Consider the following 22713-nt stretch of genomic DNA (forward strand, 5'->3'; position numbering starts at 1 on the left):
CCGGCCATTGTCCGCCACCGCGGGCCACTCCTCACCGAGGCGGCCGCAGGGTTCCGGATCAGGACTCCGGTCGCGGCTCCGCGGCCTCGTCCAGCCCCTCGCCCTGCCCGGCACCGTCGCCCGACGGCGACGCAGAGCCCTTCGCGTCGGCGGCAGTGTCGGCGTCGGCATCGGCGGCGTCCGGCGTTCCCGCGGACCCGTCGACCGCGGACTCCTCGACCACCGCCCCCTCGGCACCGTCCGGCGTCGCCTCGGCCACCTCGGCCACCTCGGCCAGCTCGACCTCCGCGTCCGCCGCGGCCTCGGGCGCGACCTCGACGACGTCCGGCGTGACCTCGAGGTCGACGGCCTCGTCCTCGTCCGGAAGCACCGGCACGACCACCTCGCGCGGCGGCACGACGCCCCCGGCGGTGCCGATCCGCTCGTCGCGCACGCGCTGCACGAGCCGGCGCACGCGGTCCGCCTCGCCGTCGGGGTCGAGGAACGCGGCCGCGGACCAGACCTGCGTCACGACCCACCCCAGGCCCTCGAGCCGCTCCGCGAGCTGCCGGTCGCGCACGCGCACGGACGGCTCGGCCACGTACGCGGCGTCGTCGGTCAGCACGGCCACGAGTAGCTCGCCGGGCAGGTCGGGGTGCCCCACGACCAGCGGGATGCGCTCCCCGTCGGGGGCGCCGTAGTCCGTCTCGACGAGGTAGCCGAGCTTCCAGAGCCGTTCGCCGAGGTCGACCAGCAGGCGGTCGGGCGCTCGGCCGACGTCGACGCCGTTGCCGAGCCGCACCTGGTCGGCCACGCCCGAACGGCGCTCGGCCAGCTCCAGGGTCTCGACGAGCAGCCGCGGGCCGGCGCTGCGCAGCCGCTCCGGGTCGAGCGCGTCGGCCCGGAAGCACGACACGACGTGCAGCCGCTTGCGCGTGGCGCCGAGCGCCCCGACCAGCATCGCCTCTCCGCCGGCCTCGCCCAGCACGCCGAAGCGGTGCAGCACGCGGCCGTGCGGCGTCCGGCCGAAGCCCACCGACAAAAGCACGGTGTCCCGCGACAGGCCGGCCACGCCGGTGATGTCGGCGACCACGACCGGCTCGGGACGCGAGCCGGAGAAGAACGGCGCCAGCGCGGGGTTGGCCCGCACCTCCGCGAGCAGGGCCTCGCGCACCCGGTCGGCGTGGGCGGCCGTCACCGTGACGATCGCGAACGTCTCCTCGGGGCGGGTCAGCGCGTGCTCGATCGACACCTCGACCACGCGGTCGACCTCGGCCTGCGTGCTCTCGACGCTGCCCGAGACCGGGTCCGGCATGCCGGTGCCGTCCACCACGTCGAGGTGCACCAGCGCCTCCGCGCGCGGCAGCGGCGCGGGCCGCAGCAGCCCCTCGTACCCGTGGGCGGCGAGCAGCCGGGTCAGCTCCGGGTCGCGGCTGTTCTCGTGCGGCAGGAGCGTGACCGTCGGCAGCAGCGCGGCCAGCTCGTGCACGCTGGAGCCGGACGCCGAGCGCGGGTCGCCCACCACCACGACCTGGCGGCCGCGCGCGATGGCCGGCACCACGACCTCGGTCGGCACGTGCTGCACGGCGTCCAGGATCACGACGTCCGCCGTGCGGTGCTCGGGCAGCAGGTGCGGCACGAGCGTCGGGGTGGCGACCAGGGCGGGACGCAGGCGGCGCAGCACGTCGCCGTGGCGCTCCGCGACATCGCGCAGCGTCGTCATCCGGCCCTCGATGAGCTCGGTGAACAGGGCCTCCGCGGAGTCGCGGTCCTCCCGCATGGCGGTGCCGAGGTGTGCGCGCGCCGCGACCCGCACCGGCTGGGAGAGCGCGGCGAGGTGCTCGCGGTCGAGCTCGCGGAAGCGCCGGGCGAGGGCGTCGAGGCCGACGCCGTCCTGACCGGCCAGAACCGGGTCGGCGCCCAGCAGCTGCTCGAAGACGGACGACCACCAGGCGAGCTCGAGCTCGGCCTCGACGAGGTCGCCCGGCACCCGCCGGTCCGTGAGGTCGTCGACCAGGTCGCCCACCCCGGCCGTCCGCGCCTGCCGCAGCAGGCTGGTGCGCTCCGGCAGCACGGCCAGCGCGTCGGCGGCGCCGGCGAGCCGCTGCAGCCGCTCGCCGAGCCCGTCCAGGTCGAGGTCGAGCAGGTGGCCGCCCATGGTGGTGGGGGCGAGCACCGGCTCGAGCGCCTCGAGGTCGATGCGCACCGCCTCGTAGGTGTCCTCGATGGACGCGAGCCCCTCGGGGAGCGTCGGCCAGCCGCCGCGCTGGGCGTGCTCCGCCCAGACGTCGCGCTGCTCCTGCACCTGCACCAGCGCCTCGTGCAGGTTCGGCACCCGCACGCCCGGCCGCACCATGTCCTTGGCGCGCTTGCGCAGCCGTCGGCGCGCGAACCAGCCCATCTCGATGCCGTGCTCGGCCCGCCAGCGCCGCGACGCCGTCGCCTGCACCAGGTCCGCGGCCGTGCGCTCGAAGACCATCGGGTGGAACAGGTCGAGCGTGCTACGCATGCCGCCGAGCATCGTGAGCTGTGCGCCCCAGCCGCGCACCGTCGTCGGCGTCGTCAGGCCCGTGACCTCGCCCGTGTACGCGAGCTGGCGGCGCAGCTGCGGCAGCGTCACGTCGCGCAGCCGCTCCACGCGCACCAGCGCCTGCCGCGCGTCGTCGTCGGTCAGCAGGTGCGCCCCGTACCAAGGGGTCGACGACGGGCGCAGCGTGAACGCCCCCAGCGCGGCGGCACGCTCCAGACCCGCGGTGATCTCGCGGCGACGCTCGGGCGTCAGCGCGAGCACCGACTCGGAGGCCAGCCGCACGGTGGTCGACGGCGCCGGCCGCTCGGAGGTCAGTCGCGCGAGTGCCTGCAGCGCGTCGTAGGCGGACACCTGCCACGGCGAGCGCGGCTGGTGCAGCGCCTCGATGTACCCCGTGAGCTGGGACCTCGTGCCGATCAGGGCGTCGCGCACCCGCGCGGCGCCGTCGACGTCCACCTGCTCGGGCTCGCTCGCCATCGCGGACAGCAGCCGCCGCGTCACGTCCTCGCGCCACGTCGGGTGGGGCGGGACGTCGAGCAGCAGGCTCTCCAGGCCGAGGGAGTCCAGCCGCAGGGCGAGCCGGTCCGCCGCCCGCCGGTGACCCGTGACGTACAGGACGGAGCGGCCCGCGGCCGTCGCCTCGCCGACGACGGCGGCGAGCGTGCCGGCCACGTCGGACCCGACCGGCGCGTCCACGAACAGGTGCCCGCCCGTCGCGAGCGCGTCGAGCACCGACCGCTGCTGCGGGTCGAGGTCGCCGACCCCGCGCTCGCGCGTCGGGTCGGCGTCGCTGCGGCGCACGGCGGGCAGCTCGAGGGCCGCCAGCCGCTGCGCGGCGTCGTCCACGCCGGCGAGCGCGGCGACCACCTCGTGCCGGTGCAGCGACGGCGCGAGCTGGTCGAGGTCGTCGACCAGGGCCTGCCCGGGGTGGACGAACGTCCCCACGAGCACGCGGCGGTCGAGCCGGAAGTCCTCGAGCACGGCCTCGCCCAGCGCCGACACGCGGGCCAGCACGTCGGTGGGGTCGAAGCCGGCGAGGGTGAACGTCGCCTGGGCGAGTGCCGCCGGGTCCAGCAGCGCGCCGTGCGCGCGCAGCGTGCGCGCCACCACGGGGTTGATCTCGACCGTGGGCTCGAGCGTGAGGTCGTAGTCGGCGCCGCCGTCGCCCCGCGGGGTGAGGGTCACCGGGCGCAGCACGACCGGGGCGTGCACGACGCGGCCGGCGGGCGGTGCGTCGTCCGGGTCCGACGGCGTCGCGCGGGGCGCGGCGGCCGGCTCGCGGGACGCCATCGACACGACCGGGATCGACGTCGTCAGCGCGGGGGCCTCGCCCGTGTCGCCGTCCGTGCCGAGGCGGCCGTCGGCGCCGACGTGCGTACCGCCGCTCGCATCGTCCGTGGCCGCCGTGTCCTCGCCGGGCGTCCCCTCGGCGTCGACGTCGTCCGCCCCGTCCTCGTCCGCCGCGCCGGGCGCGACGGCGCGCGCCGTGCCGGACGACGCGACGCGGGCGAGGGCCGCGACGTCGTGGCGCTGCGGGCCGCCCCCGCCCAGCGGCACCTCGGGGCCGTCGTCGTGCTCCACCCAGGTGGCGACGCCGATCGCGAGGTACGTGGGCGCGACGCCGTAGCGGGACGCGTGCTCGGCCGCGCGGGCCGCGACGGCCCGGGCGCGACGCCGCGCGGCCGGCAGGGCGTCGCCCTCGCGCACCAGGTTCGACAGGCGCGTCGGGCGGCCGGCGAACAGGCCGGCGACGCCCGAGGGGTGCGCCTTGGAGAGGTCGACGATCGCCTCGCCGAGCAGGCCGACGTCGGACAGCGACGACCCGCCCACCATCTCCACGAGGGACGACCGCCAGCTGCGCGTGGCGGACTCGACCGCCCCGGCGGCGGCGGACGACGCGCTCTCGGCCGCCCGCCGCCCGCCCGGGGCGTCGTGGGCGGCCCCGTCGGCGCCGGAGGACGACGGGCGCCCGCCCGCCCGGTCCTGGTTCGAGGTCTCGGTCGCGGCGTCGGCCGCCGTGTCGTCCGCGGCCGTCGGGGCGCCGTCGTCCCGGCCCGTCCGCGGGGACGTGGCCGGCGCAGCGGATGCCCCGGCAGAGGGGTCGACCGCGGTCGTGGCGGTGGATCGTCGGGCGGCTCTCACGCCAGCACGGTAGAACGGCGCGGCCCCCGCACCGGCGTCGGCGCGCCGACCCTCCGGCGGTTGAGCCTGTCGATTCCTGCGACGGCGGGAGTCGCGCTCTGCCGACGGGGACGAATTGACGCCCCCTCGGCGGGGGGTCCGAAGGGGCGTCGGGCCGGGCGCGGCCCGGCAGAGGACAGCGCGCACCGCGCAGGGGGCGGGCGATGCGCGCTGTCACCCGAGAGTGTGCCGGTCGGCGGGGGCGGCGTCAATAACCGCGCGGGGCGAACCTCGCAACCGGGCTGAGGGAAAACAGAGGGTTGCCGTCTGCCCGGGGCATCTAGGCTGGGCGGCCGTGAAGCGAGTGGTCGAGGCGGTCGCGCCTGCCCGGATGGGCGCCGGGTTCCGGTGGTTGATGTCGGCGTCGTGGGTGAGCAACATCGGCGACGGCGTCGCCCTGGCGGCGGGGCCCCTCCTCGTCGCCTCGCAGACGAGCTCCGCGATGCTCGTGGCGCTGGCCGCGATGCTCCAGCGCCTGCCCTGGCTGGTGTTCGGCCTGTGGGCGGGCGTCCTCGCGGACCGCCTCGACCGCCGCCGCCTCGTCATCGTCGCGAACCTCCTGCGCGCCGTCGTCGTCGCCGCGCTGTGCGTGGTGATCGTGACCGGGCACGTGAACATCGGCGTCGTGCTGGCCGCGATGCTGCTCATGGGCGTGGCCGAGGTGTTCGCGGACACCACGTCCCAGACGCTGCTGCCGATGCTCTTGAAGCCCGCCGACCTCGGCATCGGCAACTCGCGCCTGCAGGCCGGGTTCCTCACCGCCAACCAGCTCGTCGGGCCGCCGCTCGGCGCGGCGCTCTTCGCCGCGGGGGCGGCCTGGCCGTTCGCGGTGCAGGTGCTGACCGTGCTGCTCGCCGTGCTGCTGGTCGGCAAGGTGGTGCTGACGCCGCTCCCGCCCGCGCACGGCGCCCGCGACCTCGACCGGCCGACGAAGGTGCGGCACGACATCGCCGAGGGGCTGCGCTGGATCTGGACCAGCCCCGCGGTGCGGACGCTCGCCCTGGTGATCCTCGTCTTCAACATCACGTGGGCCGCGCCGTGGGCCATCCTCGTGAAGTACTCCCTCGACCACCTGCACATGGGGCCCGTGGGCTACGGCCTGCTCACCACGGCGTCCGCGGTGGGCGGGCTGCTGGGCACGTTCTCCTACGGGCGGCTGGAGCGGCGGTTCTCGCTCGCCACCCTGATGAAGGCCTGCCTCACCCTGGAGGTGCTGTTCCACCTGGCGCTCGCCCTGGCGCCCAGCGGCTGGGTGGCGATGGTGACCCTCTTCGTCTTCGGCGTGTACGCCTTCGTGTGGGGCACCGTCTCCAACACGGTGCGCCAGCGCGCCACGCCCGCCCGCTTCCAGGGCCGCGTGGGGTCGGTCTACATGATGTGCGTCTTCGGCGGGATCGTCGTCGGCAACGCCATCGGCGGCGTCCTCGCCGAGCACTGGGGCCTCACCGCCCCCATGTGGTTCGGCTTCGCCGGCGCGGGGCTGACGCTCGTGCTCGTGTGGCGCCAGCTCGCGCACGTCGCGCACGCCCAGGCCGACTGACCGCGAGGTAGTTCAGATCTCCGCGAGGTAGTTCGAATCTCCGCGAGGTAGTTCGCGCTACTCCCTCGTCGCGCCGTCGGCGAGCTCGCGCACGACGTCGAGATGCCCCGCGTGCCGGGCGTACTCCTGCAGCACGTGGAAGCAGATCCAGGCCAGCGTGGGCGGGGTGCCGTCGCCGGCGACGAACCGCCCGCCCACCGCACCGCGCTCGGCGAGGTCGTGCGCCGCGAGGACCTCGTGCGTGCGGCGCCCGCCCGCGTGCAGCGCGGCGACGAGCGCGTCCGGCGCGACGCCGGCGGGCACGCCCCACGGCTGCTCGGGAGCGTCGTCGACGTTGTCGCCCCACGGGTGCTCGACCTGCTCGCCGAGAAAGCCCCAGACGAACCAGCGGCGCTCCATGTGCACCAGGTGGGACAGCATCTCCAGCGGCGTCCACCCCGACGGCAGCAGGCTCGTGCGCAGCTGCTCGTCGGTCATCCCGTCGAGCTTGCGCGCCACGACGGCGCGGTAGTAGTCGAGGTAGGCGGCGAACTGCTCCGCCGGGTCGGCGGAGTCCAGGCGAGGTTCGACGTCGGAGAGCGGCATGCGGGCAGCGTACGGGCCGCCGCTCGTCGACACCTATGCCGTCTCGGCCCCGTCCTGAGAAGACAGGGACGTCGAGACGAGCGAGTCACCGGCAAGGGTCTCCGCGTCGTCCTCCGGCACCGCACGGACCTTGGGCGGAGCTGCGGACCAGGCCTTGAGGTGCTGCATGACGTCGGCATAGAAGCCGTCGACGGTGTCGAGCACGGAGTCGATGAACGCGCCACGGCCGCGGCCCCGCTTGGCTCCCATCGGTGCTGACATCGCCACCCTGAAGGACCGCAGCTCCTTCTTGGGGTCGACGACGAGGAGCGACGGGTCCTCCCGCACGTCGCGCAGGAGCTCCGCGGCGCCCGCACCCCGCGCGTGGGCGACGAACGCCTCGACCCGCACCGAGTCCGGAGCGTTCTTGAGCTGCCGGACGAGCCACTTGACCCGGGTCGGTGGCCGGCCCTCACGGGGAGCGTCGATATCCACGTGACAGGTGATCGTCCGAGCGCGGAGATCAGCGGTCACGAGCAGGTTCCCGACGGTGTCGGGGATGCGGATCGACCCGCTCAGCGCACCGCCAGACACCAGTGCGGACACGAGCCCCTGCGTCCGCACGGCAGGGTCGGCGAGCTCCTTCCTCGAGAGCACGGTGGCGACCTCGGCGCCGAGCGTGCGGCCGAGCTCGAGGCTCGCGAAGCGCAGGAGGGCGTCGAAACGGCTGGCGACCTCGTCCACGCCCTTGTCCTGAGGTCGGAGCGTGCCCGCCTGCACCGAGTCCCGGACCGCGACCCAGCCCTCGCCCATGTCCTCGAACTGCAGGGCCCCCGACCGCGGGTGCTCCAGATAACGGACGAGCTCACCGAGGATCCACGCCTGGTCCGGGTCCGCCACCCCACGGAACTCCTTCTGCATCACCGCCTCGGAAAGGACCTGTGTCCAGGAGAGGTGATGCAGCGCCACCTTCCGCAGCCGCCGCCTGTCGACCTTGGTCGGGTGCTGACCGACGACCGGAGGAATCTCGTTCGAGATCGTGACGACGGCGTCGAAACCTTGCTCCCGCGCGATATCGAGGTAGTTCTCGATCTGTTCGCTGCCGAGCTCGTTGCGCCCGGTCTTCACCTCGATCAGCGCGGTCCAGCTCTTCTGACCGCGGCGCACCCTGAGCAGCCCGTCCGGGTAGAGACGCCGCTCACCCAGGACGAACGGGACCTCGATGAACGCCTCCAGGTTCCCCACGGGCGCACCGAACGGCTTCGTCAGGGCACGGCCGAACTCACGCACCGCCACCATGACGGCGAGCAGCGCCGATGTAGCTCGTCGTTCCTGTTCCTCGGCGGCGTTGATGCCCGACGTCGGTATCAGTCGCGCTTCGTGCCAGGATTCCTCGGCCATGACGTCAGCTCCGTTGCTGTCGACGCACTTTCCCGGACCGTAGCCCAAGGCTCCTGTCAGGGCATCGCGAACCGAAGCGGCATCATCGGATTCACCCGCGCGCGTGGGCGGTCCCCGCCAGCGCTGGTCGCCGTCAACCGACCGGAGTGCGCCTGGGCAGACTCGAACTGCCGACACCCGCTTTAGGAGAGCGGTGCTCTATCCACTGAGCTACAGGCGCTCGCGCAGTCACTGGTGACGACGCGGGCAGCGGCTGGACGTCACATCTCGCCGCGAACGCCCCACAGCCTAGCGTCCGACCTCGTGCCCGAGGAATCGACGACCCGAGGGGACACGCGGACGGACGTCGACGTGCACCGGCTTCGTGCTGGCGGCCCATGCCCGCCCGAGCCGACGGCGACAGTCACACCCACCCGGCCGGGTCGGCGACCACCGACCGCAGCACCTCCCGCGCGCCGCCGGTGAGGGCCGCGTGCGGCCCGGCGGCGGCAGGTCGCACGTCGACGGGCGCGAAGGGCGCGGCGAGCGCGCGCTCCTCGACGACGCCGGCGACGACGTGCCCGACCCAGCCGAACAGCTCGGCGTACGCGCCGCCGAGCACGATGGTCGAGACGTCGACGAGGTTGACGAAGGTGGCGAGCGCGGAGCCGAGCGCCCGGCCCCCGCGCCGGACGGTGTCGAGTGCGGCGTCGTCACCGGCGTGCAGCAGGTCGACGATGGCGTGCACCGGGGCGGACGCGGGGAGGCCGGCGCCGCGCAGCAGCACCTCCTTGCCGGCGTACTGCTCCAGGCAGCCGGTGGCGCCGCACGAGCACCGCGGCCCGGCCGGGTCGACGACGACGTGCCCGATCTCGCCGTTCCAGCCGCGCTCCCCCAGGAAGAGCTCGCGGTCGACGACGATGCCCGCGCCGACGCCGACGTCGCCGGAGACATAGAGGAAGGAGGGCGGGACGTCGCCCGCGCGCCGTCCTGAGCTTGCCGAAGGGAGCTCCGCGAGCGCCGCGAGCTTGGCCTCGTTCGCGACCTCGACGTCGAGCGCGCTCCCGTCGCCGGCGCGCAGGTCGAGCTCGGGCACGGGCTCCACGGACGACCAGCCCAGGTTGGGCGCGACCTCCAGCCGCGCCCCGCGCGCGTCGACGAGCCCCGGCAGCGCGAGCCGCGCCCCGGCCACCCGCATGCCGCCTGCCTCGACCTCCGCGACCGCCTCGGCGGCGAGCACCCGCAGGCGCGCGAGCACGTCGCGGGGGTCGGAGTCGTGCAGGGACCCGGTGACGACGCGCTCGGCGACGACGTCGCCCACGAGGTCGAGCGCGCGCACGCCGAGGTAGTCGACGTTGACCTCGAGCCCGAGCCCGACGACGGACCGGCCGGCGGGCACGAGGGGGACGGCGGGGCGCCCGGCGCGCTGGGCCGCGACCGGCGGCAGCTCGGCCACGAGACCGCCCGCGACGAGCCGGTCGACGAGGGTGGAGACGGTGGCCCGGGTGAGCCCGGTGGCGGCGGCCACGTCGGCGCGCGACGGTGGGGTGGAAGCCCCGAAGACGGCGGCGGCGACGAGCCGCAGGTTCCGCTCCCGGAGGGTGTGCTGACGCGACGCGGTTCCGCCGGCGGGCGCATGGTGCGCGCGGTCGGGCGTCGTCGTCGAGGGGGCTGGCACGTGTTGACTCTAGCCCAGCGGCGCGCAATAGTTCAGCCGTACAACAAAACGCCGCGCCGACGCGACGCCGCTCGACCGCACGCCGTTCCGGCACCACGCGACGCCCCGACCCGGCACCCACCTCGACGAGGAGAACTCCGTGAGCGACATCAAGTACTCGTTCGGCCTGTGGACCGTCGGCTGGCCGGCCGCCGACCCGTTCGGGACGGCGACCCGCCCCGACCTGGACCCGGCCGAGTCGATCCGCAAGCTGGCCGACCTCGGCGCGTGGGGCTTCACGTTCCACGACAACGACGTCTTCCCGTTCGGCGCCGAGGGCGCGGACCGTCAGAAGCACATCGACGCGGTGAAGAAGGCCTCCGAGGAGTCCGGCCTCGTCTGCGAGATGGTCACGACCAACACCTTCACGCACCCGATCTTCAAGGACGGCGCGTTCACCTCGAACAACCGTGAGGTGCGCCGCTACGGTCTGCGCAAGGTGCTGCGCAACGCCGACCTGGCCGCCGAGATGGGCGCCTCGACGTTCGTCATGTGGGGCGGCCGCGAGGGCACGGAGTACGACAACTCCAAGGACCTGCACGCCGCGCACGCCCGCTACGCGGAGGGCATCGACACCGTCGCCTCCTACATCAAGGAGAAGGGCTACGACCTGCGCATCGCGCTGGAGCCCAAGCCGAACGAGCCCCGCGGCGACATCTTCCTGCCGAGCATCGGCCACGCCATCGCCCTCATCGACACGCTCGACAACGGCGACATCGTGGGCCTCAACCCGGAGACGGGCCACGAGCAGATGGCCGGCCTCAACTACACGCACGGCCTCGCGCTGGCGCTGTACGCGGGCAAGCTGTTCCACATCGACCTCAACGGTCAGCACGGCCCGAAGTACGACCAGGACCTCGTCTTCGGTCACGGCGACCTGCTGAGCGCCTTCTTCACGGTCGACATGCTCGAGAACGGCTTCCCGAACGGCGGCCCCCGCTACGAGGGCCCGCGCCACTTCGACTACAAGCCGAGCCGCACCGAGTTCCTCGACGGCGTGTGGGAGTCGGCCAAGGCGAACATGGAGACCTACGACATGCTCGCCGCCAAGGCCAAGGCCTACCGCGACGACGCCGAGGTGCAGAAGGCGTTCGAGCACGCCGGCATCTTCGAGCTGGGCCAGCCGACCCTGGCCGCGGGCGAGTCGTTCGACGACTTCCTCGCGGACCGCTCCGCGTACGAGGACGTCGACGTCGACGCGGTCGCCGAGCGCGACTACGGTCTGGTGCGACTGCACCAGCTCGCGCTGAAGCACCTCATCGGCTGATCACACCGCCACACCCTGCTGGTCGAGCCTGTCGAGACCCGGTCTCGACAGGCTCGACCGGCGACGGCCCGTACCGAGAAGGAAGCAACGATGCCCCTCGTCGCCGGCGTGGACACCTCCACGCAGTCCTGCAAGATCGTCGTGCGCGACGCCGAGACCGGGCGGCTCGTCCGCTCCGGCACGGCGAAGCACCCTGACGGCACCTCGATCGACCCGCAGCACTGGTGGGACGCCTTCCTCGCCGCGTCGAAGGACGCGGGCGGCCTCGACGACGTGGCGGCGATCTCTGTCGGCGGCCAGCAGCACGGCCTCGTCGCCCTGGACGCCGAGGGGCGCGTGGTCCGCGACGCGATCCTGTGGAACGACACCCGCTCCGCCACGGCGGCCGAGGACCTCATCACCGAGCTCGGCGACGGCGACCGGACCGCGGGCGCCCAGGCGTGGGCCGACGCCGTCGGGTCGGTGCTGGTCGCCTCCCTCACCGTCACCAAGCTGCGCTGGCTGCGCGACGCCGAGCCCCAGAACGCCGCGCGCGTCGCCGCCGTCGCGCTCCCCCACGACTGGCTGACCTGGCGCATCGCCGGGTTCGGGCCCGAGGGCGGGTCGCCGCTCGGGCCGCGCCTCGACGCGCTGCGCACCGACCGCTCCGACGCGTCCGGCACCGGCTACTACGACGCCGAGGCGGACGGCCCTTCGACAGGCTCAGGAGAGTCCGGCGCGGGCGCGTACCGGCCGGACCTGCTGAAGCTCGCCCTCGGACGCGACGACGTCGTGCTCCCCCGCGTGCTCGGCCCGGCGGAGTCCGGCGGCGTCGCCCACGCGTCGGTGGCCGGCGCGGACGTCGAGGGCGGCGCCCTGCTCGGCCCGGGAGCCGGGGACAACGCCGCCGCCGCGCTCGCGCTCGGCATGACGCCCGGCGACATCGCCGTCTCGATCGGCACCTCGGGCGTGGTCTCCGCGGTGGCGCCGAAGCGCACCGCTGACGGCACCGGCGCCATCAACGGCTTCGCCGACGCCACGGGCAACGCCCTGATGCTCGCGGTGACGCTCAACGCGGCCCGGGTGCTCGACGCCGCCCGGTCCGTGCTCGACGTCGACGTGCACCAGCTCGCCGACCTCGCGCTCGCCGCCCCCGCCGGCGCCGACGGCCTCGTGCTCGTTCCGTACCTCGAGGGCGAGCGCACCCCGAACCGCCCCGACGCCACCGGCACCCTGCACGGCGTCCGGCTGGCGACGTCCACCCGCGAGCACCTCGCCCGCGCGTACGTCGAGGGCATGCTCTGCGGGCTGGCCGACGGCCTCGACGCGCTGCGGGCGCAGGGCGTGCCGATCGAGCGCGTCATGCTCATCGGCGGGGCCGCCCAGTCCCCCGCCGTGCAGCAGGTGGCGACCCAGGTGTTCGGGCTCGCGATCGGCGTCCCCGAGCCGGGCGAGTACGTGGCCGACGGCGCGGCCCGCCAGGCCGCGTGGGTCCTGGCCGCCGCCGACGACGCGGGTGCCGCGGCACCCGGGTGGTCGACGACGATCGCGACGACGCTCGACGCCGACCCGCGGCCCGTGGTGCGCGAGCAGTACGCCGCCGTCCGCGACCTGGTCTGAGCCCGTGGCCACGCACACCGGCCTGCCGGGGCTCGCGGAGGGGCTCGAGACCGTCGTCACGCGCGCCCACGAGCTGGACGTCGCGATCCACACCGTCGACGTCCGCGCGGGCGACCAGCGGCTGCTCGCCGCCGCGTGCGCGCCCCGGGGTCACGACGTCCCGCAGCGGATGTACTCCCTCTCGAAGACGGTCACCGGCCTCGCGGTCGGGCTGCTCGCCGCCGAGGGGGCGCTGAGCCTGGACGACCCCGTCGTCCGGCACTTCCCCGACCTGGTCGCGGGGAGCCCGCCGCACCCGTGGCTCGAGGCGACCACCCTGCGCGACATGCTCGCGATGCGCGGTCCGCACCGGTCCACGACCTACAAGGTGCGCGAGGGCGGCTGGCTCGAGTCCTACTTCCGTGTGCCGCCGACCCACCCGCCGGGCGCGCTCTTCACCTACGACACCAGCGCGTCGTACACCCTGGCGGCCCTGGTCGAGCGGACCACCGGCACGTCCGTGGCGGAGTACCTGCGCCCGCGGGTGCTGGACCCGATCGGCGTCAGCCCCGGCCTGCGCTTCCTGCCCGGCCCGGACGGGTTCAGCCACGGCGGCTCCGGCCTGATCTGCACGCCCGACGACCTCGGCCGCCTCGCGCGGCTGCTGCTCGACGGCGGCGTGCACGACGGCGCCCGGCTGCTGCCCGCCGACTACCTGGACGCGGCGACGTCCCCGCAGTCCGACCCGGCCACGCAGACCTGGGGCGGCTCGTTCCGCGCCGCCTACGGCTACCAGCTCTGGCTGCCGCCGCAGGGCGGCTGGCTGATGTTCGGCCTCGGCGGCCAGATCGTCTACGGCGACCCCGCCTGCCGGGTCTCGGTCGTCGTCACCGCCGACGCCCAGGCGGCCGCGAGCGGCGACCAGAAGCTCCTGGATCTCGTCCTCGACCACCTCGTCGCCCCGGCGCGCGGCGAGGCGGCCGAGGTGACGCCCGGCATGGCGCCCGGCATGGCGCCCGACCTGGTCGACCTCGCGTGGCCGGCCCCCCGGCACGACGCCGCGCACGCGCGCCCGCTCTCCGGCCGCTGGGCCACGCGCACGCCGGACGCCGGGCCGGCGGGGCTGACCCTCGACCTCGCCCCCGGCGGGGGGACCGTCGCGTCGACGGACGGCTGGTCGCTCGCCCTCGACACGTCCGGCGCCGCGGTGACGACCGTGGCCGGCGAGCCCGCCGTCGTCACAGCGGGCTGGTCAGGCCCGGGCACCCTCGACGTCCGCGCCGGGACGCACGGCGACGAGCTCGCCACCCTCCGCCTGCGCCTCGTCCTGCTCGACGACGGCACGCTCGCCGTCCAGTCCCAGGGGTTCGGCGAGACGCTCGACCCGCGCTGGACGTTCCACGCCGCGTACTCCCCGGCCGGCTGAACGGACTCGTCGGTCGAGCCTGTCGAGACCAGACGGGTTTCGACAGGCTCGACCAGCGGGGTCCGGGCGTTGCCGGCGGCGGTCAGCCCTTCACGGAGCCGATCAGGGCGCCCTTGACGAAGAACCGCTGGATGAACGGGTACACCAGCAGCATGGGCAGCGTCGCCACGAAGATGACCGCCATCTTCACCGACTGGGCCGGCGGCACCACGTCGACGGAGCCCTCGTCCGCGTTCATGCCCGACGCCACGATCACGATCTGGCGCAGCAGCACCTGGATCGGCCACTTCTCCGAGTCGTTGATGTAGAGGATCGCGCTCTGGTAGGTGTTCCAGTAGTAGACCGCGTAGAACAGGCCGATCGTGGCGATCGACGCGAGCGACAGCGGCAGCACGATCCGCCAGAACACCCCGAGCTCGGAGCACCCGTCGATGCGCGCGGCCTCCTCGAGGCTGTCCGGGATGCCCTGGAAGAAGCTGCGCATGATGACGAAGTTGAACGCGTTGATCATCACCGGCAGGATCAGCGACCACAGCGAGTCGATGAGTCCCAGCTTCTGCACCACGATGAACGTGGGGATCATGCCGCCGCTGAAGAGCATCGTGAAGACGACGAGGAAGTTGATCACCCGGCGACCACGCAGGTACCGCTTCGAGAGCGCGTACGCCATGAGCGCGGTGACCAGCAGGCTGAGGAACGTGCCGACCACCGTGACGAAGACGGACACCCCCATGGCCTGGAAGATCGTCGACGTCGACAGGATGTACCGGTAGGCGTCGAGCGTGAAGGTCTGCGGGATCAGGATGAACGGCCGGGTCGCGATCTCGCCGGGCGTGGCGAGCGAGCTGCCGAGCACGTTCAGGAAGGGGATCAGGCACAGCAGCGCGAAGCCGGTCAGGACGACGGCGTTGACCACCTGGAAGACACGCACCCCGACCGAGGGCTTGCGGGCGCGACCCGTGGTGCGCAGGGGTCGGGCGGCAGACGCTGCCGCGACGTTGTTGCTCATCTGGAACTCCCAGTCTGGGGATGCTGATCGGGGCGACGCAGGGCGAAGAGCCCTGCCGTGACGAAGAACCCGAAGGCGATCGGGTAGAGGAGGAGCTGGCTGCCGAGGAGGCAGGCGAGCCCGGCCGCGAGGAACCACCAGCCGGTCGACCGTCGCGACGGCCGACGGCGAGCGCGCCAGAAGCCGACCACCGTGAGGCCGAGCACGACCACCACCGTGAAGCCGAACCACGCCGCGAGGGTGCGCGTCGCCTCGTAGGCGGCGTCGACCGAGACACCCGCACCCGCCGTGGTGACACCCGCGTCGGTGAGCAGGGGGTACAGCGTGTCGGCGAACGTCTGCTCGTCGACGCCGTTCACCACGAGGGTGAACGCACCGAGCAGCAACGTCGTCAGGGCCGCCGTCGCACCCGCCAGCCACAGCTCGACGGTGCGCCGCATCGGCGACGTCGCGTCGACGTCGTCGAGGGAACCAGGTGCGGGCGTCTCGGTCACGGCCATGTCAGCCGTTCACCTCGGCGTAGGCCGCGGTGAGCTCCTGCTCGATGTCGTCCAGGCCCTGGCCACGCAGCTTCTCGATCGCGGCCTCGTAGTCCGCCATCTCGATCTGGCCCACGACGTACTTGTTGTACGCGTCCTTGGCCTCGTCGTGGATCGTGGTCCACTGCCGGTCGTAGGCGTCGGAGGACAGCGACTGCGCGGGGTTGACGACGGCGTACTCCTCGTTCTCGAGCATCTTCTCGTTGCCCTCGTCGACGTAGGGCTCGGTGCTCTTGTACGTCACGACCTTCTCGGAGAGCCGCGACGACGAGTACGGCTGCACCTCCTGCTCCCAGGCGGTCTGGTCCTCGATGGTCACCGCCCCGTCGGCGTCCACCGAGTAGTGCTCGCCCTCGACGCCGTTCGTCATGAGGCCGTACGCCTCCTCGTCGAGCAGCCTGTCGGCGAAGCCGAGGACCTTCTTCAGCTCGGCCTCGTCCTTCACCTCCGACTTGGGGAAGGAGAGCCAGCCGCCGAGCCCGCCGGCCGTGTCGGTGAGGATCCGCCGCGGCACGTCGCCTGCGGTCATGTCGTTGACGAGCGCCCACTTCATCGGCGTCGTCGGGTCGGCGTCCTGGGCGAGCGCCAGGTAGCCCTTGGCCTCGAAGAGCCCGGTGACGATGATGCCGCCCTTGCCACGGGCGATCGCGTCCTGCTGGTTCGTCTTCTGCATGGTGACGAACTCCTGGTTCACCGCGCCGGCCTCGTAGACGCCGCGGTACCACTCCATCGCCTGCTTGAAGGCGTCGCTGTCGAGGGTCGACCGCACGTTGCCGGCGTCGTCGAGCTCGAAGTCGTCCCCGGCGCCGAAGTACCCCGACAGCGACCGGAAGCCCAGGTCAAAGCTCTCCTCACGGTCGAGGAACCCGGTCGTGTCGTCCTTGCCGTTGCCGTCCGGGTCGTCCTGCGCGAACGCGACCGCGACCTTCTCCAGGTCCTCGATCGTGTGCGGCACCTCCAGGCCCAGGTTGTCCAGCCAGTCCTGGCGGACGACCACGCCGTAGCGCGCCTTGATCTTCTGGAACGGCACCCCGTAGAGCTTCCCGTCGAGCCGCGCCGCGTCCAGCGTCTGCGGGTCGATCTTCGACAGGTTCGGGAAGTCCTTGAGGTACGGCTCCACGTCCCAGAACATCCCGGACTTCAGCGACTGCCGCACGGTCGAGCTGTCGACCGGGGCCATCGAGACCATGTCGGCGAGCGCGCCCGAGGAGAGCGCCGCGTTGAGCTTCTCCGCCGAGGATGCCGCCGGCACCCACTGGATCTCGAGGTCCTCGCCGGTGTGCTTCTCCAGCGCCGTCTGGATCGGTCCGTCCTCGTCCGGCGTCACAGGCGTGTGCAGCGTCGCCATCCAGGTGATGGGGCCGTCGGCCTCGGCCGCGTCGTCGCCGGAGCCGCCACCGCTGCACGCGGTGAGGGCGAGCGCGGTCACGGCAGCCGCGACCGCTCCCCGGGTGAACAGGCTCTTCCTCATACGATCTGCTCCTCTCGTGGCGCCTGCTCCGTCGCAGGCGCGCTCGGTGCACGGGAGACGACGTCGTCGTCCCGCTCGATCTGCCCGGTCACGTCCACGACCCGCAGCGTGGGGCTCGCCTCCACGACGAGCTCGGGCCCCTGCGCGCCGACGACACGGACGCGAGAGAACGTGGAGTCCGCCAGGTACCCGACGCGGAGGCCGGCGCGGGCGACGGGGTCGACGCCCGCCGCCATCGCCGGCACGCCCGGCCGGGCGTCGTCGGCGAACGAGATCGCGACGTCGTCGAGGGTGATCTCGCTCAGCGGCGCCTCGGGCAGGCCGTACAGGTGCGCGGCGGCGGCGTGCACGCCGCGGGCCGTGACGTGCGCCAGGTGGATCCGGCGGAACGCGGGCGTCCGTTCGTCCACCGGGTACGGGTTGCGGTCGGCCACCCACGGCTCCTTGCCGTCCGGGCCGCAGAAGTAGAAGGGGTTGATCACGAACGGGCACAGCACCCCGTCCATGACCACGTTGGTGACGCGCACGTCCTCGACGACGCCGCCGCGGCCGCGGCGGGACTTCAGCCGGATGCCGCGGTCGGTGCCCTGGAAGACGCAGCCCGTGATGACGACGTTGCGGATGCCGCCGCTCATCTCGCTGCCGAGCACGACGCCGCCGTGCCCGTGCACCATCGTGCAGCCGGTGATGGTGACGTTCTCGCACGGCACGCGCTCGGCGGTGCGCTCGGTGCCCGCCTTGATCGCGATGCAGTCGTCGCCCACGTCGATGTGGCAGTCGCTGATGCGCACGTTCCGGCACGACTCGGGGTTGATGCCGTCCGTGTTGGGCGAGTCGGCCGGGTTGTGGATCCGCACGCCCGACACGCTCACGTCCTGGCACAGCAGCGGGTGCACGGTCCACGCCGGCGAGTTCGTCAGGGTGACGTCGCGGATCGTCACGTGCTCGCACCCGTGGATGCCGATCAGCGTGGGCCGGGGGTGGGCGAGCGAGTCACGGTCGTGGCGGAACGTGTCCCACCAGGCCGCGCCGCCCCCGTCGATCGTGCCCAGGCCGGTGATCGCGACGCCGGTCTCGCCGTGCGCGTACAGGCACGGCTGGTGGATGGTGGCGGTGGCCCCCTCCCAGCGCGCGTCCACCGGCGGGTACAGCGCGGGATCGGGCACGAACTCCAGCCGCGACCCCGCCTCGAGGTGGAGCTCCACGTGGGAGCGCAGGCGCAGGGCCCCGGTGCGGTGCGTGCCGGCGGGCACCACGACCGTGCCGCCGCCGGCCGCCGCGGCGTCGTCGATCGCGGCCTGCAGCGTGGCCGTGGCCAGGGTCTCGTCGAGGGTGTGCACGTGTCGCCTCTCAGGTCGGGTCCGCCGGTTGAGCTTGTCGAAACCTTCGGTGGGTTTCGACAAGCTCAACCGGCGACGGGTCTCGGTAGGCTCGACCGACGGGATCGTCAGCCGTTCACCTTGGCGTACGCCGCGGTGAACTCCTGCTCGATGTCGTCCAGACCCTGGCCACGCAGGTCCTCGACCACGGCCTCGTAGTCCGACATCTCGATCTGGCCCGTGATGTACCGGTTGTACGCGTCCATGGCCTTGTCCTCGATCGTCGACCACTGGCGGTCGAAGGTGTCCGAGGACAGCGACTGGGTCGGGTTGATGACGACGTCGGGCTCCTGCGCCGTCATCTTCTCGTTCGCCTCGTCGACGTACGGCGCCGAGCTCTTGTAGGTCACGACCTTCTCCGAGGGGCGCGACGACGAGTACGGCTGCACCTCCTGCTCCCAGGCGGTCTGGTCCTCGATCGTCACGACCCCGTCGGCGTCCACCGAGTAGTGCTCGCCCTCGACGCCGTTGGTCATGAGGCCGTACGGCTCCTCGTCCAGCAGCTTGTCGATGAAGCCGAGCACCTTCGTGACCTCGGCCTCGTCCTTCACGGCCGACTTGGGCAGCGCGAGCCAGCCGCCCATGCCGCCGCCGGTGTCGGTGATGATGCGGTGCGGCTGGCCGCCCTGGGTGATGTCGTTGATCAGCGCCCACTTCATCGGCGTCTTCGGGTCGGCGCTCTCGGCGAGTGCCATGTAGTTCTTCGCCTCGAAGAGGCCCGTGACGACGATGCCGCCCTTGCCGCGGGCGATGGCGTCCTGCTGGTTCTGCTTCTGGACGGTGACGAACTCCTGGTTCACCCCGCCCTTCTCGTAGACGCCGCGGTACCACTCCATGGCGGCCTTGAACTCGTCGCTGGCGAAGGCGGCGTGCACCTGGCCGGCGTCGTCCACGGCGAACTTGTCGCCCGCGCCGAAGTACCCGGTCAGCGACCGGAACCCGACGAGGAAGCTCTCCTCGCGGTCGATGAACCCGGTCGTGTCGTCCTTGCCGTTGCCGTCCGGGTCGTCGTTCGCGAACGCGACCGCGACCTTCTCCAGGTCCTCGATCGTGTGCGGCGCCTCCAGGCCCAGGTTGTCCAGCCAGTCCTGCCGGACGACCACGCCGTAGCGCGCCTTGATCTTCTGGAACGGCACCCCGTAGAGCTTCCCGTCCAGCCGCGCCGCGTCCAGCGTCTGCGCGTCGATCTTCGACAGGTTCGGGAAGTCCTTGAGGTACGGCTCCACGTCCCAGAACTGACCGGCACCGAGCGCCTGGCGAACCGTCGTGCTGTCGGTGACCGTGAGCGAGACGATGTCGGCGAGCTCGCCGGACGCGAGGGCGGAGTTGATCTTCTCCTCCTTCGAGGCGTCCGGCACCCACTGCATCGTGAACTCCTGGCCGGTGTACTTCTCCAGCGCGGTCTGGATCGGTCCGTCCTCGTCCGGCGTCACCGGCGTGTGGAGCATGGACATCCAGGTGATCGGGCCGTCGTCGGCCTCCCCACCGCCGTCTCCCGACCCGCTCCCGCTGCAGGCGGTGAGGGCGAGCGCCGCCACTGCCGCAGTGGCCGCGCCCTTCACGAACATGGCTTTGCTCATGGGTGTAGCTCCTCTCATGACACCTGCTCCGTCACAGGTGCGCTCAGGTGGTGCAGGGAGCGGCCCGGCATGTCCGGGGACTCCGTCAGGGGGCGAAACACGACTCGGGTGACCATCCCGACCGCGAAGGCCGGGACTCCCGCCCCGAAGAGCAGAAGCATCGGGGTCGCGTAGGTCCACAGCAGCCACTCGGCGACGCCGACCGCGGCGGCGCCGATGATGGTCCAGTGCAGCGACCCGAAGCCGATCAGCAGCGCCGCGGCGAACCGCCGCCGCACCGTGACGACGTCGGTGGCCGCCATCACGGGGAAGACGTACGCCGTCGCGATCCCGAGGACCACCAGGGCGAGGACGTTCACGGCTTGCAGGGCCCAGGTGGCCGCGGCGAAGACGTTGGTGACGATCACCGCGCCGGCGGCGAGGACGATCCAGCCGGTCACCATCGCCTGACGGGTCTGCTCCCGGAGGTAGGCGACGTAGGTGCGCACGGGCGACGGCGTCTCGCCGTGCCGGAGCCACCGGTCCATGTACTTCGCCATCGCGTAGCACGCGGGCCCGAAGCCGAAGATCCCGAGGCCGAGCACCGTCGTCGCCAGCCACAGCAGGTTGAGGCACACCACCCGGAACACGCCGCGGCAGAACGCGTCGATGCGTACGAAACCTTCGAAGGAGAACACCGGCCGCCCCTTTAGTAGACGCCCTCTTCGCCGAACCGCTTGGCGAGGCGGTTCGCGAAGACGACGAGGAGCAGGCCGACGAGGCCCTTGAAGAGGCCGACCGCGGCGGCGTAGCTGAGCTGCCCGTTCTCGATGCCCGCGGTGTAGACGTAGGTGTCGAAGATGTCGGCGACGTCGCGGTTCAGCGAGTTCATCACCAGGAACATGTGCTCGAACCCGAGCTCCAGGAAGTCGCCGATGGCGAGGATGAACATGACGATGATGGTCGGGCGGATCGCCGGGAGCGTGATGTGCCAGGCCTGGCGCATGCGGCCGGCACCGTCGAGCTCCGACGCCTCGTAGAGCTGCACGTCCACGGCGGTCATCGCCGCGAGATAGACGATCGTGCCCCAGCCCGCGCCCTTCCAGATCTCCTGGAAGATGTACATCGGCCGCAGCCAGTCGGGGTCGGTGAGGAACGGGATCGGCTCGAGGCCCCAGGAGACGAGCAGGTTGTTGACCGAGCCGCCGTCGGTGGTGAGCAGCACGTAGAAGATCGACACCACGATCACCCACGACAGGAAGTGCGGCAGGTAGACGACCGACTGGATGCTGCGCTGGAACCACTTGGTCCGCACCTCGTTGAGCAGCAGCGCCACGATGATCGGCACGGGGAACGCGAAGATCAGCATCCCCAGCGAGATCATCAGCGTGTTGCGCAGGAGCACGTAGAACGTGTCCTCGGTGAAGAAGCGCACGAAGTGGTCGAACCCGACCCACGGGCTGCCCGTGATGCCGAGGAACGGCAGGTAGTCCTGGAAGGCGATGACGAGCCCGCCCATGGGCGCGTACTTGAACAGCAGGAAGTACACGATGCCGGGCAGGGCCATCAGGTAGAGAGTCTTGTGCTTCCACAGGGCGGGCACCCGCTTCCTGCGCGGGGGCGACGGCGTGGCAGTGCTCGTCGTCGGCGTCGTCGGCGCCGCGGTCTTCGCGGCGGTGACCGCGCTCACCGCGCCAGCCCCTTGTCGTCCGTCACTACCACCATTGGCGTGCCCCTCTGCTCGTCGTCGAGCGATCCGCGTCCCTGGTGAAACGCGCCGGTAACCGGTTTCTCGGAAACGTACCCGACAGGTACCGGAATCGGCAAGCGCCTTCCACCGATCGGTGCGGAGATCGTGATGCGGGTGCCCGGCGGAGCCCCGGCGCACGGCGGTTCCGAGCCCGCCGAGGGAGTTCGAGTGGCGCCGAGGTAGTTCGAGACGCGCCGAGGTAGTTCCGGGCTCGCCGAGGTAGTTCGAGACGCGCCGAGGTAGTGGTCTGGTCCACTACCTCGGCGCTGTTCCGACTACCTCGCGGGAGCTCGAACTACCTCGCAGGACCGCGGACTATCTCGCGGGGCGCGACCCGCGGGCGTAGGTGCGGACGCGGTGGCGGAGGGCGCCCGGGCCGGACGAGGTCGCCCAGGCGCCGTCGTCGACGACCTCCCAGGCCGCGCCGTCGACGGCGGGGGCGAACGCGTCGCCCTCGACGTCGAGGTCGACCTCCGTGACGACGAGCCGGTCCGCGAGCGCCATCGCCTCCGCGTAGACCTCGCCGCCGCCCATCACCCACACCTCGTCCCCGCCGGGGGCCGCGGCGGCGAGCGCCAGGGCCTCGTCGAGCGAAGACGCCGCGACGGCGCCGCCGTCGGACCACCCGGCGCGGCGGGTCACGACGACGTTGGTGCGGCCCGGCAGCGGTCGGCGCGGCAGGGACTCCCAGGTGCGACGGCCCATGACCACGGGGTGCCCGGCGGTCGTCGCCTTGAAGTGCGCGAAGTCCTCGGGGACGCGCCACGGGATGGCGCCGGCGGCGCCGATGACGGCCCGGCCGGCCGCGTCGCGCGCCTGCGCCCAGATCAGCCCGATCACGAGG

At 72.8% G+C, this 22713-nt stretch carries 16 protein-coding genes and 1 tRNA gene; 4 read left to right on the plus strand and 13 right to left on the minus strand.

The window, feature by feature from the left end; genetic code table 11:
- Positions 1-58: 58 nt before the first annotated feature.
- On the minus strand, positions 59-4651 hold the full coding sequence (locus ACQFYA_RS16950) for a PDDEXK-like endonuclease domain-containing protein (RefSeq protein ID WP_499126107.1): 4593 nt from the start codon (positions 4649-4651) through the stop codon (positions 59-61).
- Positions 4652-4985: 334 nt separating this feature from the next.
- On the opposite strand from ACQFYA_RS16950, the gene ACQFYA_RS16955 reads away from it, so the two are divergent.
- Positions 4986-6230, plus strand: coding sequence for an MFS transporter (locus ACQFYA_RS16955; RefSeq protein ID WP_499126109.1), 1245 nt, complete (start codon positions 4986-4988; stop codon positions 6228-6230).
- A gap of 57 nt (positions 6231-6287) precedes the next feature.
- Here ACQFYA_RS16955 and ACQFYA_RS16960 read toward each other — a convergent pair whose 3' ends face one another.
- The 4 genes from ACQFYA_RS16960 to ACQFYA_RS16975 all read right to left on the minus strand — a co-directional run bounded on the left by ACQFYA_RS16960 (position 6288) and on the right by ACQFYA_RS16975 (position 9852).
- Positions 6288-6815: a DinB family protein gene (locus ACQFYA_RS16960; RefSeq protein ID WP_499126111.1), complete on the minus strand. Its 528-nt coding sequence runs from the start codon at positions 6813-6815 to the stop codon at positions 6288-6290.
- Positions 6816-6848: 33 nt separating this feature from the next.
- Positions 6849-8372, minus strand: coding sequence for a hypothetical protein (locus ACQFYA_RS16965; protein WP_499126112.1), 1524 nt, complete (start codon positions 8370-8372; stop codon positions 6849-6851).
- Positions 8343-8415 (minus strand) — tRNA-Arg (locus ACQFYA_RS16970). Before ACQFYA_RS16970 ends, ACQFYA_RS16965 begins: the two co-directional genes overlap by 30 nt.
- A 183-nt stretch (positions 8416-8598) precedes the next feature.
- A complete protein-coding gene (locus ACQFYA_RS16975; RefSeq protein WP_499126114.1) occupies positions 8599-9852 on the minus strand; it encodes an ROK family transcriptional regulator in 1254 nt (417 codons plus the stop codon).
- 139 nt (positions 9853-9991) lie between these two features.
- Here ACQFYA_RS16975 and xylA point away from each other — a divergent pair, with 139 nt between their 5' ends.
- From xylA to ACQFYA_RS16990, 3 genes are all read left to right on the plus strand, one after another.
- Positions 9992-11158, plus strand: a complete 1167-nt coding sequence (gene xylA / locus ACQFYA_RS16980) for a xylose isomerase (protein WP_499126116.1) — start codon at positions 9992-9994, stop codon at positions 11156-11158.
- A gap of 90 nt (positions 11159-11248) precedes the next feature.
- Positions 11249-12757, plus strand: a complete 1509-nt coding sequence (locus ACQFYA_RS16985) for an FGGY family carbohydrate kinase (RefSeq protein ID WP_499126118.1) — start codon at positions 11249-11251, stop codon at positions 12755-12757.
- Between the two features lie 4 nt (positions 12758-12761).
- Positions 12762-14162, plus strand: a complete 1401-nt coding sequence (locus tag ACQFYA_RS16990; RefSeq protein WP_499126119.1) for a serine hydrolase domain-containing protein — start codon at positions 12762-12764, stop codon at positions 14160-14162.
- Between the two features lie 82 nt (positions 14163-14244).
- Here ACQFYA_RS16990 and ACQFYA_RS16995 read toward each other — a convergent pair whose 3' ends face one another.
- The 8 genes from ACQFYA_RS16995 to ACQFYA_RS17030 form a co-directional block, all read right to left on the minus strand.
- Complete coding sequence (locus ACQFYA_RS16995; RefSeq protein WP_499126121.1) at positions 14245-15171, minus strand: carbohydrate ABC transporter permease; 927 nt, start codon at positions 15169-15171, stop codon at positions 14245-14247.
- Positions 15168-15671: a hypothetical protein gene (locus tag ACQFYA_RS17000; RefSeq protein ID WP_499126122.1), complete on the minus strand. Its 504-nt coding sequence runs from the start codon at positions 15669-15671 to the stop codon at positions 15168-15170. The genes ACQFYA_RS16995 and ACQFYA_RS17000 overlap by 4 nt, the downstream gene beginning before the upstream one ends.
- A gap of 1 nt (position 15672) precedes the next feature.
- Positions 15673-17181, minus strand: coding sequence for an extracellular solute-binding protein (locus ACQFYA_RS17005; RefSeq protein ID WP_499126123.1), 1509 nt, complete (start codon positions 17179-17181; stop codon positions 15673-15675).
- Positions 17178-18521, minus strand: a complete 1344-nt coding sequence (locus ACQFYA_RS17010) for a glycoside hydrolase family 28 protein (RefSeq protein ID WP_499126124.1) — start codon at positions 18519-18521, stop codon at positions 17178-17180. The genes ACQFYA_RS17005 and ACQFYA_RS17010 overlap by 4 nt, the downstream gene beginning before the upstream one ends.
- 107 nt (positions 18522-18628) lie before the next feature.
- On the minus strand, positions 18629-20140 hold the full coding sequence (locus ACQFYA_RS17015) for an extracellular solute-binding protein (protein WP_499126126.1): 1512 nt from the start codon (positions 20138-20140) through the stop codon (positions 18629-18631).
- Positions 20141-20154: 14 nt separating this feature from the next.
- On the minus strand, positions 20155-20817 hold the full coding sequence (locus ACQFYA_RS17020) for a YesL family protein (RefSeq protein ID WP_499126127.1): 663 nt from the start codon (positions 20815-20817) through the stop codon (positions 20155-20157).
- An 11-nt stretch (positions 20818-20828) separates the two neighbouring features.
- Positions 20829-21809: an ABC transporter permease gene (locus tag ACQFYA_RS17025; protein WP_499126129.1), complete on the minus strand. Its 981-nt coding sequence runs from the start codon at positions 21807-21809 to the stop codon at positions 20829-20831.
- Positions 21810-22184: 375 nt separating this feature from the next.
- The gene (locus tag ACQFYA_RS17030; RefSeq protein WP_499126130.1) at positions 22185-22709 is read right to left on the minus strand and encodes a dihydrofolate reductase; all 525 of its coding nucleotides are present in this window, start codon (positions 22707-22709) and stop codon (positions 22185-22187) included.
- Positions 22710-22713 lie beyond the last annotated feature (4 nt).

This window comes from Promicromonospora sp. Marseille-Q5078, assembly GCF_050315395.1.
In the GTDB taxonomy this organism is placed as follows: domain Bacteria; phylum Actinomycetota; class Actinomycetes; order Actinomycetales; family Cellulomonadaceae; genus Isoptericola.

Excerpts from the sequence above, each read along its gene's own strand:
- ACQFYA_RS16960 (WP_499126111.1), bottom strand. The coding sequence starts at position 6,815 with ATGCCGCTCTCCGACGTCGAACCTCGCCTGGACTCCGCCGACCCGGCG.
- ACQFYA_RS16985 (WP_499126118.1), top strand. The coding sequence starts at position 11,249 with ATGCCCCTCGTCGCCGGCGTGGACACCTCCACGCAGTCCTGCAAGATC.
- ACQFYA_RS16995 (WP_499126121.1), bottom strand. The coding sequence starts at position 15,171 with ATGAGCAACAACGTCGCGGCAGCGTCTGCCGCCCGACCCCTGCGCACC.
- ACQFYA_RS17000 (WP_499126122.1), bottom strand. The coding sequence starts at position 15,671 with ATGGCCGTGACCGAGACGCCCGCACCTGGTTCCCTCGACGACGTCGAC.
- ACQFYA_RS17005 (WP_499126123.1), bottom strand. The coding sequence starts at position 17,181 with ATGAGGAAGAGCCTGTTCACCCGGGGAGCGGTCGCGGCTGCCGTGACC.
- ACQFYA_RS17015 (WP_499126126.1), bottom strand. The coding sequence starts at position 20,140 with ATGAGCAAAGCCATGTTCGTGAAGGGCGCGGCCACTGCGGCAGTGGCG.